The following is a 14,387-nucleotide window of genomic DNA, read 5'->3' as shown; positions in this document are numbered from 1 at the left end:
CCTGCCATGGCTGGCCTGCCCGCGATCCCGGCGCCGTAGTCGGGAGCAACGAACCCGTGATGGAAAATCTGAAGACATGAGCGACCAACAACTCGACCCGCAAGACCTGCAACAGGAAGAAAACAACCTGATCGCCCTGCGCAAGGAAAAGCTTGCTGCCGTGCGCGCCCAGGGCCAGGCCTTCCCCAACGACTTCCGTCGCGACAACTATGCAGGCGACTTGCAGAAACAGTACGTCGACAAGACCAAGGAAGAGCTCGCCGAGGCAGCGATTCCGGTCAAGGTCGCTGGTCGCATCATGCTCAACCGTGGCTCGTTCATGGTGATCCAGGACATGACCGGACGCATCCAGGTCTACGTCAACCGCAAGACCCTGCCCGAAGAAACCCTGGCTCAGGTGAAGACCTGGGACATGGGCGACATCATCGCCGCCGAAGGCACCCTGGCCCGTTCCGGCAAGGGCGACCTGTACGTCGAGATGACCAGCGTGCGCTTGTTGACCAAGTCGCTGCGTCCGCTGCCCGACAAGCACCACGGCCTGACCGATACCGAGCAGCGCTACCGCCAGCGCTACGTCGACCTGATCGTCAACGAAGATGTGCGCGATACCTTCCGCGTGCGCTCTCAGGTCATCGCCCATATCCGCAGCTTCCTGGCCAAGCGCGACTTCCTCGAAGTCGAGACGCCGATGCTGCAGACCATTCCCGGCGGCGCCGCGGCCAAGCCGTTCGAAACCCACCACAACGCCCTGGACATGGAAATGTTCCTGCGCATCGCTCCTGAGCTGTACCTCAAGCGTCTGGTGGTCGGTGGCTTCGAAAAGGTGTTCGAGATCAACCGCAACTTCCGTAACGAAGGCGTCTCGACCCGGCACAACCCCGAGTTCACCATGCTCGAGTTCTACCAGGCGTACGCCGACTACGAAGACAACATGGACCTCACCGAAGAGCTGTTCCGCGAGTTGGCGCAGCTGGTGCTGGGTAGCACCGATGTGCCCTACGGCGACAAGGTGTTCCATTTCGGCGAGCCGTTCGTGCGCTTGTCGGTCTTCGATTCGATCCTCAAGTACAACCCCGAGTTGACCGCCGATGATCTGAACGACATCGACAAGGCGCGCGCCATCGCCAAGAAGGCCGGCGCCAAGGTGCTGGGCTTCGAAGGTCTGGGCAAGTTGCAGGTCATGATTTTCGAGGAGCTGGTCGAGCACAAGCTGGAGCAGCCGCACTTCATTACCCAGTACCCGTTCGAAGTGTCGCCCCTGGCCCGCCGCAACGACGACAATCCCAACGTCACCGACCGCTTCGAGCTGTTCATCGGCGGCCGCGAGATCGCCAACGCTTACTCCGAGCTCAACGATGCGGAAGATCAGGCCGCACGCTTCATGGCCCAGGTGGCGGACAAGGACGCCGGCGACGACGAGGCCATGCACTACGATGCCGACTTCGTTCGCGCGCTGGAATACGGCATGCCGCCAACGGCCGGCGAAGGGATCGGTATCGATCGCCTGGTCATGCTGTTGACCGACTCGCCCTCGATCCGCGACGTGATCCTGTTTCCGCACATGCGGCCGCAAGCCTGACAGTTGTCGATCAGCCGCCCCATGGGGCGGCTTTTTTATGGGCGCCAATACGGTGTGTCAATGCCGGCCCCGACGCGGCTTGCGCCGCTGCTACAGGGGATCGCGACAACCTGCCGTTGTCCCAAAGTATTACGATATCGTGTAGCAGCGACGCAAGCGCTCAAGGATCCGCCGGCCTGCGCGATCTCTGTAGCAGCGGCGCAAGCCGCGTCACAATCCACAGGCTCTCACGTACCCTGTAGCAGCGGCGCAAGCCGCGTCACAATCCACAGGTTCTCACGTACCCTGTAGCAGCGGCGCGAGCCGCGTCAGGGCCTGCACCTCCCACTTACTCAAAGGATACGAGCAGTGATTCCAGCAACACCCAGACAAGGAGCCGCCAGCGTCGCCTCGACGCTGGCCCGCAACGTCCAGTACCAAGGACGCAAGGCCAGCCGCCAGGGCAGCGAGCTGCGTCGCCAGGCGATTCTCGACGCGGCCATGCGCATCGTCGTGCGCGATGGCGTACGGGGCGTGCGCCACCGCGCCGTGGCCACCGAAGCCGGGGTGCCGCTGTCGGCGACCACTTATTACTTCAAGGACATCGATGACCTGCTCAACGATGCCTTCGCTCAGTACGTCGAGCGCAGCGCCGTGTTCATGGCCAAGCTGTGGAGCAACACGGAAGAGATGTTGCGCGCCCTGATCGCTCGCGGCGACGGCAGCCCCGAAGCTCGCGCCCAATTGGCCGACGAAATCGCCCGCCTGACCGCCGATTACGTGATGCACCAACTGCAGACCCGTCGCGATCACCTGATCGCCGAGCAGGCCTTTCGCCAGGAGGCATTGCTCAACCCCCGCCTGGCCTCTCTGGTACTGGCCCATCAGGACATTCTTCTGCAAGGCGGCCGACAGATGCTCGAAGTGCTGGGCTCGCGCGATCCCGTGCAGGACGCGCAGGTGTTGACGGCGATTATCGGGCGGATGGAATATCAGGGGCTGCTGGCCAGTACCCAGGCGGACGCCGACCGCGAAATGCTCGGTATCCTGACCCGCTTCATGCAATGGGTACTGGGCTGAGCCCACGCAGTGAAAGGCCCGCGGTTGGTGGGCCTAGCCAGAACGAGGAGCAGTACGGTGGATGAGTATCAGCAGACGATTCGAGGCTTGTCCGACCGGATCGTGCAGGCACAGACGCCCATTCGCGTGCTCGATGCGGTGAAGTGGGACGACTCCATTCGTCACGGCTTTCTGCAGGCAGGCGGCAAGCAGATGCCAGCGGTGGATCGCGACTATTACCAGAACCGAGCCCTGGGCTTCGACTCCAGCGCGGTCAAACTGGAATTCCAGAACATCGAGCGCGATATCACCCGCCAGCTCGGCCAGTTCAATCCGGTCGGGCAGATCATGCGCCGCATGTGCAAGGAGTACCGCATGGTCGTGCGCATGCTCGAAGCCCGCGGTACCGAGGACTTCGGCCTGATCTCCCAGGAACTGTACGGCGCCGCTTCCGATGCCTTCCATGCCGGCGACCCGACCCTGGCCGATCTGGGACTGATGCTTTCGGACTACCTGAACAACATCGCCGGGCGCGGAGACCTCAAGGACGAAGCCAAGACCCTGACGGCCAAGGATGCGGTGAACCTGTTGCAGGGGCGCCTGAACCGGGTGTTCGGTGAAACCGAAGGCACTATTCGCGTGTTCGAATCCGATGGCATCGTTGCCGACGCCGCGGCCGGTGCGGATTACATCAAGATTCGCAGCGATGCGATGTTCAACGAGCGCGACGTGCGCGCCCTTGAAGTCCATGAAGGTCTGGTCCACGTCGCCACGACGCTGAACGGCCAGAACCAGCCGATCTGCACCTTCCTCTCCAAGGGGCCGCCCTCGTCGACGGTCACCCAGGAGGGCCTGGCCATCTTGATGGAAGTGATTACCTTCGCGTCCTATCCCAGCCGCCTGCGCAAATTGACCAATCGCACCCGTGCGATCCACATGGTCGAGGAGGGTGCCGACTTCCTCCAGGTGTTCGATTTCTTCCGCGAAGAAGGCTTCGAGATGCCTGAAGCCTATGGTAACGCCAGCCGCGTGTTCCGCGGCTCGACCCCGACCGGTCTGCCGTTCACCAAGGATCTGTCGTACCTCAAGGGCTTCATCATGGTCTACAACTACATCCAGCTGGCCGTGCGCAAAGGCAAGCTGGAACAGGTGCCGCTGCTGTTCTGTGGCAAGACCACCTTGGAAGACATGCGCACGTTGCGCCAGCTGGTCGACGAAGGGCTGGTGACACCGCCCAAGTACCTGCCCGAACAGTTTCGCGACATGAACGCGCTGTCCGCCTGGATGTGCTTCTCGAACTTCCTCAACCACCTGAGCCTGGACCGAATTGAAGCCGACTACTCGAACATCCTCTGAGCGGCCGCCGCAGCGACGCTGGCGTACTGCCCTGGCCCTGGCAGTGACGGTCAGCCTGGCCGGCTGCAGTTCGCTGCTGTTCTACCCGGAGCCCGGGCTGCCGTTCACGCCCGCCAAGGCGGGCCTGGCCTACGAAGACGTTACGCTGACGGCCGCCGATGGTACGCGCCTGCACGGCTGGTGGTTACCGGCCAAGCCCGGTGTCGAGGTCAAGGGCACGGTGCTGCACTTGCATGGCAACGGCGGCAACCTGGCTTGGCACCTGGGCGGCAGTTGGTGGTTACCCGAGCAGGGTTATCAGGTGCTGATGCTCGACTACCGCGGCTATGGATTGTCCGAAGGCTCGCCGCGGCTGCCACAGATCTATCAGGATATCGACAGCGCCTTTGCCTGGCTGCAGGCGCGTACGCAGGTGCGCGACAAACCGTTGGTGCTGCTTGGGCAAAGCCTGGGTGGAGCGATGGCCGTGCATTACCTGGCCAAGCATCCGCAGCAGCGCGAGCGCCTCAAGGCCTTGGTGCTCGACGGTGTCCCGGCTAGCTACCAGGCTGTGGGTCGTTATGCCTTGAGCACCTCCTGGGTGACTTGGCCATTTCAGGTGCCATTGTCCTGGTGGGTGCCTGACGGCGACAGTGCCATCGCGTCCATCGAACAACTGAAAGGTACGCCCATGCTGCTCTTCCAGAGCATCGACGATCCGATCGTACCTCTGGACAACGCGCTGCAATTGTACCGAAAGGCGCCATTGCCAAGGGTGTTGCAGCTGACCCGCGGCGGCCATGTGCAAACCTTCGCCGACCCCACATGGCGTCAGGTCATGCTGCGCTACCTGGACGACCCGCAGCATTTCAACGGCCTTCGCCGTCTCGGCGAGATACCCAACTATCCCACGCCTGCCGAATCGGTGCCCGCAGCGCATAAATGAAAACGCCCCGGTGATCATTCACCGGGGCGTCTATTTACAGCGGGTGGATCAACGCATGGACGAGCGCGGGGCCACTGGCTGGTTGTCGTTGGAAATGGTCACTTCCACACGACGGTTCTGGGCACGGCCCGAGTTGCTGGTGTTGTCGGCAACTGGGTATTCCTTGCCATAGCCTTGAGCGACGATGCGCGAAGGCTCGACGCCGGCGCGGACCAGGGCGGCCATCACGGAGTTGGCGCGGCGCTCGGACAGGCTCTGGTTGTAGGCAGCCGAACCGGTGCTGTCGGTGTAGCCCTCGACGATGACCTTGCGGTCAGCGTTTTCCTGAAGGAACTGGGCCAGCTTGGCGATGTTGGGGAACGCGGACGACTTCAGCTCAGCCTTGTTCAGGTCGAACAGTACGTCACCGAAGGTCACCAGGGTACCGCGGTCAGTCTGCTTGGCGTTCAGGCTGTCCTGAAGCTTCTTGATCTGAGCGTCGCGGGCATCCAGGCGAGCCTGAGCGCGCTGGGCAGCAGCACCTTTGAGGGTTTCCTCGGCGCTGCGCAGAGCGATGGTCTGCTTGGCCACTTCAACGCGCTGGTTGGTCAGGTAGGCCAGCTGGTCGACTTTGGCGCGGTCGGCGTCGTCACGGTAGGCCTTGTCAGCCTTGTCCAGCCATTCCGAAGCGTCTTTGGTTTCCAGCGCAGCCAGCTGTACCGACTTGGGGTTGGTCTGCAAGGAAGAGAAATTGGTCCGCGCCTGTTCCAGGTTCGGGTTAGGCGGGGTGGAGCAAGCTGCCAGGCCAACGCTGAGAGCCAACAGGGCAGGAACCATCAATTGTTTACGCATAGTCTTCATCCTTTATTCGAGTTCAAGTCGCGATGGGCAGCTTACTGAGCGCTGCGCATGCCTTCTTCACGCAGGTCCTGTACACCCTGCTTGGCGTCTTGTACGGCCTTGGCCGCTTTGCCAGCCTGCGCCTTGCGCTCGGCCAGGCGTGCGTCCCACTCGGCCTGTTCGGCGAGGACCTTGGCTTTCTCGTAGTTCTTGTCGTGCATGGCGATTTCAGCCTGCTTGAACTTGTCCTGCGCAGCTTTCATTTCCACAGCGGCGTATTCGGTACCGCCAGCGCTCACCGCGCTGTTCACGGCCGATTGAGTCACGGCGTACTGCTCGGTTGGAGGCTTGCCGGCGCAGCCAGCCAGGACGAAGGTAGTGCCCAGTGCGAGGGCCGCCAGTTTCAGCCCGCGCAGAGGGTTGGACGAGGTTTTGGCAGTACGGGTATTCATGGCTTTCAACTCCATTGGATAGCTCCTGAAAAACATCAAAATCCATGACAGTCGAACGTTTCACGCGCCTGGGTAAAGCCCGGCGACTAGCACACGCCGCTGGCTGTAATGGTTAAACGTTGGGACACAAGGCAATTTTGAATAGTTCAGAAATTTGTCCGAATGGGCGAGTTTTTTCTGACGCCGCTGGTTTGTCACGCAGATGCGCCGGTCGGCGAGCCGACAAGGCGCATCAGGTAGCGACTGGTGACACACAGACCCTAGGACTCGGTGGCCAGCTGCGTTGTAAAGCTGGCCACCGCACCTACCACGCGCTTCGCGCCGTCCTGAATCTCGGTGATGACGGTACCTGCCTGATTGGCCAGTTGCAGGCCGGATTCGGCTTTGTGCCTGCCGGCGCCGATGGTTTCCACCGCGTCGGTGGCAAGCTTCTGATTCTGCCTGACGACGCCCTCGATCTCGGCAGTAGCTTGGGTCGTACGTGAAGCCAGTTGGCGAACCTCATCGGCCACCACAGCAAAACCGCGGCCCTGTTCACCCGCGCGTGCGGCCTCGATGGCGGCGTTCAGCGCCAGCAGATTGGTTTGCGCGGCGATACCGCTGATGGTCTTGATGATGTTGGAAATCACCTGGCTCTGCTCGTCCAGCGCCTCGATGCCTTCGGCCGCACTTTGCATGTGATGGGCGAGGTCCGTCATCACCTTGACCGTGTCTCGCACGACTTCGGCTCCGCGCAGGGCCGTTTCATCGGTGCGCACCGACGTGTCGTACGCCACCGTGGCGGCTTCGGCGATGGCGATCTCGCGTTCCACCATCTCGGTGATGACGGTTGCGACCTTCACGACCTTGTAGACATTGGCATTGCCATCGCGAACCGGGTTGTAGGAAGCCTCGAGCCACACCGTACGACCGCGGCTGTCTACACGCTCGAAGCGCTCGGCAACGAACTCGCCGCGGCGCAGGCGCTCCCAGAACGCTTGATAATCCCGCGAATTGGCGATTTCGCCACTGCAGAACATGCGGTGATGCTTGCCCTTGATCTGCTCCAGGCCGTAGCCCATCGCCTGCAGAAACAGATCGTTGGCGGTCAGCACATGGCCGTCGAGGTCGAACTCGATGACCGCGGTGGAGCGCAACAGCGCCTGGATGAAGTTCTCGTGTGCCCGAGAGGTCTCGATGGTATTGGTCAGGTCGCTGGCATAGCACGAGAACTTGACCAGCCGGCCATCGGTGGCGTGTACCGGATGCATGATGACCCGCAGCCAGGTCTCGCCGCCGTCCTTGCGCAACAGCCGCCAGGCCCCGCAGAAGTGTTCTCCCTGGCGTATGGCGGTACGCACGCGTGCGTGGTGCTTGTCCTTCTGCACATGCTCGGCAACCAGGCTTTCCAGAGGTTTGCCCACCAGCTCGTCGTTGCGATACTGAAGCACGGCCTCGAAGTTGGCGTTTACCCCCAGGATGCACCCCTGGGGGTCGAGCCTGAGGTGGATGGTTTCCTCGTCCAGGCCTTGGCGGATCTGTCGTACGATCGCCACCTCCTCACGCAGGGCGGCCATTTCGTTTTTCAGGCGTTTGAAGAAGAACATGGCACAGGCCTCGAGAAGGGAAGGGCATGTAAAAGTATCGACAGCCTCCATGGTTACTTAAGGCCGCAACCTCCCAGCGGTAGGTTGAAACGATTAAGCGCAAATAAGCGCAAAAAACCCGGCGCGCTGGCCGGGTTTTTTCTGGTTTCTTTTTCCAGGGTTCGAAAATCAACGCATCGAAGCGCGCGACCTGACCGGCTGGTTGTCATTGGAAATGGTCACTTCGACCCGACGGTTCTGGGCACGACCCGAAGCGTCGCCGTTACTGGCCACCGGATAGGACATGCCCAGGCCTTGCGCGACGATGCGCTCGGGGCTCACGCCGGCGCGCACCAATTGCACCAGGACCGCATTGGCGCGGCGGTGCGAGAGGGTCTGGTTGAAGGACGCGGAGCCGGTACTGTCGGTGTGTCCTTCGACGATCACCTTGCGGTCCGGGTTGTCGCGCAGAAATTGCGCCAGACGGGCGATGTTGTCGTAGGCGCCAGGGCGCAGTTCGGCCTGGCCGGTTTCGAACAGCACGTCACCGAAGGTCACCAGGCTGCCGCGTTCGGTTTGCTGTACGGCCATCGCTTCAGCCGCAGGTTGTTTGGCGTTGAGGCTTTCCTGGAGCTTCTTGATCTGCGCATCGCGCGCTTCCAGGCGGGCCTGGGCTCGCAACGCGGCGACACCTTGGATCGCCTGTTCGGCCGTACGCAGTTCGATGGTCTGCCGGGCCAACTCGATACGCTGACGGGCCAGATAAGCCAGGTGATCCACCTGATCATCGGCCTCTTTCGCCCGCGCCGCTTTTTCGGCACGTTCCAGCCACTGTGCGGCGTCCTTGGTTTCCAGGGCAGCCAGCTGGACCGACTTGGGATTGCCTTGCAGGTCGGCAAAACTCGCCTGGGCCTGCACCAGTTGCGGGTTAGGGGCTTTGGAACAGGCAGCCAGCAGCACGACCAGCGCCGACAGCGCGGGGAATTTGAATTTATTGTTCACGGTAATTTCCTGAATCTTGAAAGAAGAACGCGAGGTTTGGCTCAGGAAGCAGCGCGCAAGCCTTCCTCGCGCAGGTCCTGGACACCTTGGCGGGCGTCTTCAACAGCGCGGCGGGCCTTGGCGGCCTGAGCCTTGCGCTCGGCAACCCGGGCGTCCCATTCGGCCTGCTCGGCCAAGCGACGTGCCTGCTCGTAGTGTTTGCCGTGCAAGGCCAGTTCGGCGCTCTTGAGTTTGTCCTGGGCGGACTTCATTTCGACGGCTGCGAACTCGGTACCGCCGGCGCTGACCGCAGCATTGACCGCCGACTGGCTGACGGCATATTGCTCGACCGGCGCGATGCCAGCACAGCCGGTCAGGACGATACCGGTGGCAAGGCCCAGAAGGGCCGTTTTCAGAAGGCCGAAAGACGACCGTACGCGGGATGTGTTCACGCGATAGTGCTCCATTGAACAGCGATTGAATGCTTCGTCCACTGTGCGCGGCACGCCGACTCGGGCCTGCTGCCGCGGCGAACGGCGGACAGATCGGTGGCCATGTCCTGGCTCTTTTTTGCCCGAGTCTACAATCGCCTCTGAGTACTATCCTATTGATTTGAAAGAATTTTATCCTAAGTCACAGGTTTTTTTTCAGGCCATTTGACTGGGTCGGCCCTGCGCGTAGGAGTTTTCCGAAACTCGCTGGTCCAGGGTCAATTTCCGCTGTCATCCGCAGCGCTTTTCAGACGCTGCAGGTGTTCACGTGACAGCGCCAGGAAACGCGGCGTCGGGCCGACGTCTTCATACATAGGGTCGCCTTCTTCGTCAGTGGCGATGACCTTGGGTCCCTTGACGTAGGGAAAGCTGCCTTCGAGTTCTTCGAGAGCGGCCCCGATCAACTCACCGAGCAGTTCCTGAGCATGGTGCTTGGGGTACATCTGGGTGAGGGCGGCCAAGCGCGCCGCCGACTCCATGTCCAGGTGAATGTTGATACCGGTGTCGGTCAGGCGACCCTTGGCGTTCTGTTCCCAATGCTCGGCCAGCTCGTGAATCTTCATAAACACCTCTCGCGCAGGTTGTTCGAGCCCCGCTTGACCACGCTTGACCACGCTTGTCAGCGTTGGCTTGGCTGGGGCACTCTCTATCTATAGCAAAGGTGCTGTAGCACAGAGGCTATGGCCCAGATCGTTTGCATAGATGAGTTGTAGAGCCATTTTTCCCGTGCTTGTTCAGTAACCCAGGCGATCCAATCACACGCCGCGCCGGGCTGGCTGGACGGGCAAACCGTTTCCAAGCCACGGAGAATGCCGATGTCCGATATCGATCTGCGCCTGCGCGAAGACGTGCACCTGCTCGGTGAATTGCTGGGCAATACCATTCGCGAGCAGTACGGCGATGCCTTTCTGGAAAAGATCGAGCGCATTCGTCGTGGCGCCAAGGCGGACCGTCGACGCGATCCGACCGGTGATGCGGTCAGTGCTGAACTGAGGTCCAGCCTGGACGACCTCGGCGAGGAAGAACTGCTGCCCGTGGCCCGCGCGTTCAACCAGTTCCTCAACCTCGCCAACATCTGCGAACAATACCAACTCATCCGTCGCCGCGACGAAGGCCAGCCCGAGCCCTTCGAAAACCTGGCACTAAGTGAGCTGCTGGGAAGGCTCACGGCCGCCGGTCATCGTCCCGAAGCACTGGCGCGGCAATTGGCGGCGCTGGATATCGAACTGGTGTTGACCGCACATCCAACCGAAGTCGCGCGTCGTACCCTGATCCAGAAATACGACGCGATCGCCGCACAGCTGGCCTTGCACGACCACCGCGACCTGACCACTGTCGAGCGCAAGGCGGTGCGCGAGCGACTGCAACGGTTGATCGCCGAGGCCTGGCATACAGAGGAAATCCGCCGCACCCGACCGACCCCGGTGGATGAGGCCAAGTGGGGCTTCGCGGTCATCGAAAACTCGCTCTGGCAGGCGGTGCCCAATCATCTGCGCAGGGTCGACGCCGCGTTGCAGGCCGCCACCGGGCAGCGTCTGCCTCTGAGAGCTGCACCGATCCGCTTCGCCTCGTGGATGGGCGGCGACCGCGATGGCAATCCCAATGTCACGGCCAAGGTCACTCGCGAAGTGCTGTTGTTGGCGCGCTGGATGGCGGCCGATCTGTTTCTGCGCGATGTCGACCAGTTGGCTGCCGATCTGTCCATGCAACACGCCAGTGCGCCGCTCATGGCGCAGGCGCCCGACAGCAGCGAGCCTTACCGCGCAGTGCTCAAGCAACTGCGCGAGCGCCTGCGTGCCACGCGCCACTGGGCCCAGGCATCGCTGCCGAACACTCAGCCGACCGACGACCAGGTGCTGCAGGACAACCGTGAGCTGATCGAACCGTTGCAGTTGTGTTTCGACTCGCTGCATGAATGCGGCATGGGCGTGATCGCCGACGGACCCTTGCTCGATTGCCTGCGCCGTGCGGTGACCTTCGGTCTGTTTCTGGTGCGTCTCGATGTGCGTCAGGATTCGACCCGCCACCGCGGGGCTTTGAGCGAGATCACCCAATATCTCGGACTGGGTCGCTATGACGACTGGGACGAGGACGCGCGAATCGAATTCCTCGTGCGCGAACTGGCCAATCGCAGGCCGCTGCTGCCCACCTGCTTCGAACCCAGCGAGGACACTGCCGAAGTGCTGGCCACGTGCCGGGAAGTCGCGGCAGCCCCGGCCGCATCGCTGGGTTCCTACGTGATTTCCATGGCTGGCGCAGCTTCTGACGTGCTGGCGGTGCAGCTTCTGCTCAAGGAGTCCGGGCTGCGCCGGGCGATGCGCGTGGTGCCGCTGTTCGAAACCCTGGCCGACCTCGACAATGCCGGGCCGGTGCTCGAACGCCTGCTGCAGCTGCCGGACTACCGCAGCCGTCTGCAAGGCCCGCAGGAAGTGATGATCGGCTACTCCGATTCGGCCAAGGACGCCGGGACCACGGCGGCCGCCTGGGCGCAGTATCGGGCGCAGGAAACCCTGGTGAATATCTGCCAGGCCCATGGTGTCGAGCTGTTGCTGTTCCACGGTCGCGGGGGCACCGTGGGCCGGGGCGGCGGCCCGGCCCATGCGGCCATCCTGTCGCAGCCACCGGGTTCGGTGGCCGGGCGCTTCCGCACCACCGAGCAGGGCGAAATGATCCGTTTCAAATTTGGCCTGCCGGACATCGCCGAGCAGAACCTCAACCTCTATGTAGCCGCGGTGCTGGAAGCCACCTTGCTGCCGCCGCCTTTGCCCGAGCCGGCCTGGCGCACAGTGATGGACCAGCTGGCGGGGCAGGGCGTCAAGGCGTACCGGCAGGTGGTGCGCGAGCATCCGCACTTCGTCGAGTACTTCCGCCAGGCCACGCCCGAACAGGAACTGGGTCGGCTGCCATTGGGCAGCCGGCCGGCCAAGCGTCGGCAGGGCGGGATCGAGAGCCTGCGGGCCATCCCGTGGATCTTCGGCTGGACCCAGACACGGCTGATGCTGCCCGCTTGGTTGGGATGGGAAGCGGCTTTAGGCGCAGCGCTGAAACAGGGTGAAGGCGAGCGACTGGCTTCGATGCGCGCGCAGTGGCCGTTCTTCCGCACGCGCATCGACATGCTCGAAATGGTGCTGGCCAAGGCCGATGCGGAAATTGCCGCGTTGTATGACCTGCGTCTGGTCGAGCCTGACCTGCAACCACTGGGGGTCGAGCTGCGCGACCTATTGTCGCAGTGTTGTGCGGCCGTACTGACATTGACCGGCCAAACGCACCTGCTCGCCCACAGCCCGACGACGCTGGAGTTCTTCCGTCTGCGCAACACCTATCTGGATCCGCTGCACCTGCTGCAGGCCGAATTGCTGGCTCGTTCGCGCACGCGAGAAGCGGCGCTCGACAGCCCTCTGGAACAGGCGTTGCTGGTGACCGTGGCCGGTATCGCCGCCGGGTTGCGCAATACCGGCTGAGCCAGGCGGTCGACGGGTACGACCTGCCCGTGCCTGGGCAGCTGTGACCCAGGGTGCAACCGATTGGCGGTGGCACCCGGTGCAACCCCTGCCAGGCAGCCTCTGCGGGGGCGGGTGCCTGCGACTTTCGGTGGCTTGTGTGCCCCGTGCACGCTGTGTATCTTGATCAGCCTTTGGCCGTTCTGCGGCCATCATTTTTTTGGGAAGGGCTTCTGCCGTCAGCGCGGTGGAAGCAGATATGACGACTATCTATAAAAATCGAGAGGAGCACATCGATGCGCGTGATTCTGCTGGGAGCTCCCGGGGCCGGTAAAGGTACTCAGGCAAAATTCATCACCGAAAAATTCGGTATCCCGCAAATTTCCACTGGCGACATGCTTCGCGCTGCCGTCAAGGCCGGTACCGAATTGGGCGTCATGGCCAAGAGCGTCATGGACAGCGGCGGCCTGGTGTCCGACGACCTGATCATTGCCCTGGTGAAGGAGCGCATTGCCCAGCCCGACTGCGCCAACGGCTTCCTGTTCGATGGTTTCCCGCGCACCATTCCCCAGGCCGAAGCCCTGGTCACCAACGGCGTGGAGCTCGATCACGTGCTCGAGATCGCCGTCGATGACGAAGAGATCGTCCAGCGTATCGCGGGTCGGCGTGTCCACGAAGCTTCGGGCCGCGTCTACCACACCGTCTACAATCCGCCGCGCGAAGAGGGCAAGGATGACGTGACCGGTGACGCGCTGGTGCAGCGCAAGGACGACACCGAAGAAACCGTGCGCCATCGCCTCTCGGTCTACCACTCGCAGACCAAGCCGTTGGTGGCCTTCTACCGCGAGCTGTCGGCCGCGCAGGGCAAGCCCAAGTGCAGCCACGTCGAAGGCGTGGGCTCGGTGAACGACATCACCGCCAAGGTGCTTGCTGCACTGAGCTGAAAGGCGTCGACACCTCTTGTGTCGGCCACCCCCTTGCCATGAACGGCCCGCTTGCGGGCCGTAGTTGTCTATAATCGCTTCCTTCCCACACACATTGCCTGGACCCTTTCGATGACCACCCTGCTGGCCCTGGACACTGCCACTGAAGCCTGCTCCGTCGCCTTGCTGCATGACGGCAAGGTGTCGAGCCACTATGAAGTGATCCCGCGCCTGCACGCGCAGAAGCTGCTGCCCATGATCAAGACCCTCCTGGCCGAGGCAGGTGTGGCGCTGACGGCGGTCGATGCGATCGCGTTTGGCCGCGGGCCGGGCGCGTTCACCGGTGTACGCATTGCGGTAGGGGTGGTGCAGGGCCTGGCGTTCGGCCTGGATCGGCCGGTCCTGCCGGTTTCCAACCTGGCCTTGCTGGCTCAACGCGCCTGGCGCGAGCACGGTGTGAGTCAGGTTGCGGCTGCCATCGATGCACGCATGGACGAGGTGTACTGGGGTTGCTATCAGGAGCACGCTGGGGAAATGCGCCTGCAGGGCGAGGAAGGGGTGTTTGCGCCCGAGCGGGCCCAGCTACCGGCCCAGGCCACGGGGGAGTGGTTCGGTGCGGGCACCGGCTGGACCTATGCCGAGCGGATCGCCGTAGCCACTGTGGGGCGCGACGCCGACTTGCTGCCCCATGCCCAGGACCTGCTGGCGCTGGCCCGCTTCGCCTGGGCGCGCGGCGAAGGACTGCCCGCCGATGGCGCACAGCCGGTTTACCTGCGCGACAACGTCGCCACTCCGAAAAAGTCGCTTTTGTAGTACGC

General features: G+C 62.7%; 12 protein-coding genes and 2 pseudogenes. 7 read left to right on the top strand and 7 right to left on the bottom strand.

Annotated features, from left to right (window positions below; all coding sequences use genetic code 11):
- Positions 1 to 76: 76 nt before the first annotated feature.
- From lysS to B2V21_RS08080, 4 genes are all read left to right on the top strand, one after another.
- Complete coding sequence (gene lysS / locus B2V21_RS08095) at positions 77 to 1,579, top strand: lysine--tRNA ligase (protein ID WP_043193079.1); 1,503 nt, start codon at positions 77 to 79, stop codon at positions 1,577 to 1,579.
- Between the two features lie 348 nt (positions 1,580 to 1,927).
- Positions 1,928 to 2,638 (top strand): TetR/AcrR family transcriptional regulator, encoded by a 711-nt coding sequence (locus B2V21_RS08090; RefSeq protein ID WP_375143179.1) that lies wholly within the window; start codon positions 1,928 to 1,930, stop codon positions 2,636 to 2,638.
- 57 nt (positions 2,639 to 2,695) lie between these two features.
- On the top strand, positions 2,696 to 3,973 hold the full coding sequence (locus B2V21_RS08085) for a flavohemoglobin expression-modulating QEGLA motif protein (protein ID WP_056844227.1): 1,278 nt from the start codon (positions 2,696 to 2,698) through the stop codon (positions 3,971 to 3,973).
- Positions 3,945 to 4,898 (top strand): alpha/beta hydrolase, encoded by a 954-nt coding sequence (locus B2V21_RS08080; RefSeq protein WP_376787110.1) that lies wholly within the window; start codon positions 3,945 to 3,947, stop codon positions 4,896 to 4,898. Before B2V21_RS08085 ends, B2V21_RS08080 begins: the two co-directional genes overlap by 29 nt.
- Positions 4,899 to 4,946: 48 nt before the next feature.
- Here B2V21_RS08080 and B2V21_RS08075 read toward each other — a convergent pair whose 3' ends face one another.
- The 7 genes and pseudogenes from B2V21_RS08075 to B2V21_RS08050 form a co-directional block, all read right to left on the bottom strand.
- A complete protein-coding gene (locus B2V21_RS08075) occupies positions 4,947 to 5,729 on the bottom strand; it encodes an OmpA family protein (protein WP_049861295.1) in 783 nt (260 codons plus the stop codon).
- A 41-nt stretch (positions 5,730 to 5,770) separates the two neighbouring features.
- A complete protein-coding gene (locus B2V21_RS08070) occupies positions 5,771 to 6,184 on the bottom strand; it encodes a DUF4398 domain-containing protein (protein ID WP_056844228.1) in 414 nt (137 codons plus the stop codon).
- A 245-nt stretch (positions 6,185 to 6,429) separates the two neighbouring features.
- Positions 6,430 to 6,873: pseudogene (locus B2V21_RS21600) on the bottom strand (methyl-accepting chemotaxis protein); the annotation flags it as partial.
- A gap of 108 nt (positions 6,874 to 6,981) precedes the next feature.
- A pseudogene (locus tag B2V21_RS21595) lies at positions 6,982 to 7,725 on the bottom strand (PAS domain-containing protein); the annotation flags it as partial.
- A gap of 198 nt (positions 7,726 to 7,923) precedes the next feature.
- A complete protein-coding gene (locus tag B2V21_RS08060) occupies positions 7,924 to 8,736 on the bottom strand; it encodes an OmpA family protein (protein ID WP_286916546.1) in 813 nt (270 codons plus the stop codon).
- 41 nt (positions 8,737 to 8,777) lie between these two features.
- Entirely contained in the window at positions 8,778 to 9,182 is a 405-nt protein-coding gene (locus tag B2V21_RS08055; protein WP_286916545.1) for a DUF4398 domain-containing protein, read from the bottom strand.
- 242 nt (positions 9,183 to 9,424) lie between these two features.
- Positions 9,425 to 9,769 carry a hypothetical protein gene (locus tag B2V21_RS08050; RefSeq protein ID WP_049861300.1) on the bottom strand — a complete coding sequence of 115 codons (345 nt, stop codon included), beginning with the start codon at positions 9,767 to 9,769 and terminating at the stop codon, positions 9,425 to 9,427.
- 252 nt (positions 9,770 to 10,021) lie between these two features.
- On the opposite strand from B2V21_RS08050, the gene ppc reads away from it, so the two are divergent.
- The 3 genes from ppc to tsaB all read left to right on the top strand — a co-directional run bounded on the left by ppc (position 10,022) and on the right by tsaB (position 14,382).
- Positions 10,022 to 12,667: a phosphoenolpyruvate carboxylase gene (ppc, locus tag B2V21_RS08045; protein WP_286916544.1), complete on the top strand. Its 2,646-nt coding sequence runs from the start codon at positions 10,022 to 10,024 to the stop codon at positions 12,665 to 12,667.
- Between the two features lie 275 nt (positions 12,668 to 12,942).
- Positions 12,943 to 13,590 carry an adenylate kinase gene (adk, locus tag B2V21_RS08040; protein ID WP_049861302.1) on the top strand — a complete coding sequence of 216 codons (648 nt, stop codon included), beginning with the start codon at positions 12,943 to 12,945 and terminating at the stop codon, positions 13,588 to 13,590.
- Positions 13,591 to 13,701: 111 nt separating this feature from the next.
- Entirely contained in the window at positions 13,702 to 14,382 is a 681-nt protein-coding gene (gene tsaB, locus B2V21_RS08035; RefSeq protein WP_286916543.1) for a tRNA (adenosine(37)-N6)-threonylcarbamoyltransferase complex dimerization subunit type 1 TsaB, read from the top strand.
- The last annotated feature ends 5 nt before the right edge of the window (positions 14,383 to 14,387 follow it).

This window comes from Pseudomonas sp. UBA6276 (assembly GCF_002438365.1).
Lineage (GTDB): Bacteria > Pseudomonadota > Gammaproteobacteria > Pseudomonadales > Pseudomonadaceae > Aquipseudomonas > Aquipseudomonas coleopterorum.
This window is presented reverse-complemented; position numbering and strand designations above follow the sequence as displayed.

Bases quoted from the DNA above. Each gene is read 5' to 3' on its own strand.
- lysS (WP_043193079.1), top strand. From the start codon at position 77: ATGAGCGACCAACAACTCGACCCGCAAGACCTGCAACAGGAAGAAAAC.
- B2V21_RS08075 (WP_049861295.1), bottom strand. From the start codon at position 5,729: ATGCGTAAACAATTGATGGTTCCTGCCCTGTTGGCTCTCAGCGTTGGC.
- B2V21_RS08070 (WP_056844228.1), bottom strand. From the start codon at position 6,184: ATGGAGTTGAAAGCCATGAATACCCGTACTGCCAAAACCTCGTCCAAC.
- B2V21_RS08055 (WP_286916545.1), bottom strand. From the start codon at position 9,182: ATGGAGCACTATCGCGTGAACACATCCCGCGTACGGTCGTCTTTCGGC.
- B2V21_RS08050 (WP_049861300.1), bottom strand. From the start codon at position 9,769: ATGAAGATTCACGAGCTGGCCGAGCATTGGGAACAGAACGCCAAGGGT.
- ppc (WP_286916544.1), top strand. From the start codon at position 10,022: ATGTCCGATATCGATCTGCGCCTGCGCGAAGACGTGCACCTGCTCGGT.
- adk (WP_049861302.1), top strand. From the start codon at position 12,943: ATGCGCGTGATTCTGCTGGGAGCTCCCGGGGCCGGTAAAGGTACTCAG.
- tsaB (WP_286916543.1), top strand. From the start codon at position 13,702: ATGACCACCCTGCTGGCCCTGGACACTGCCACTGAAGCCTGCTCCGTC.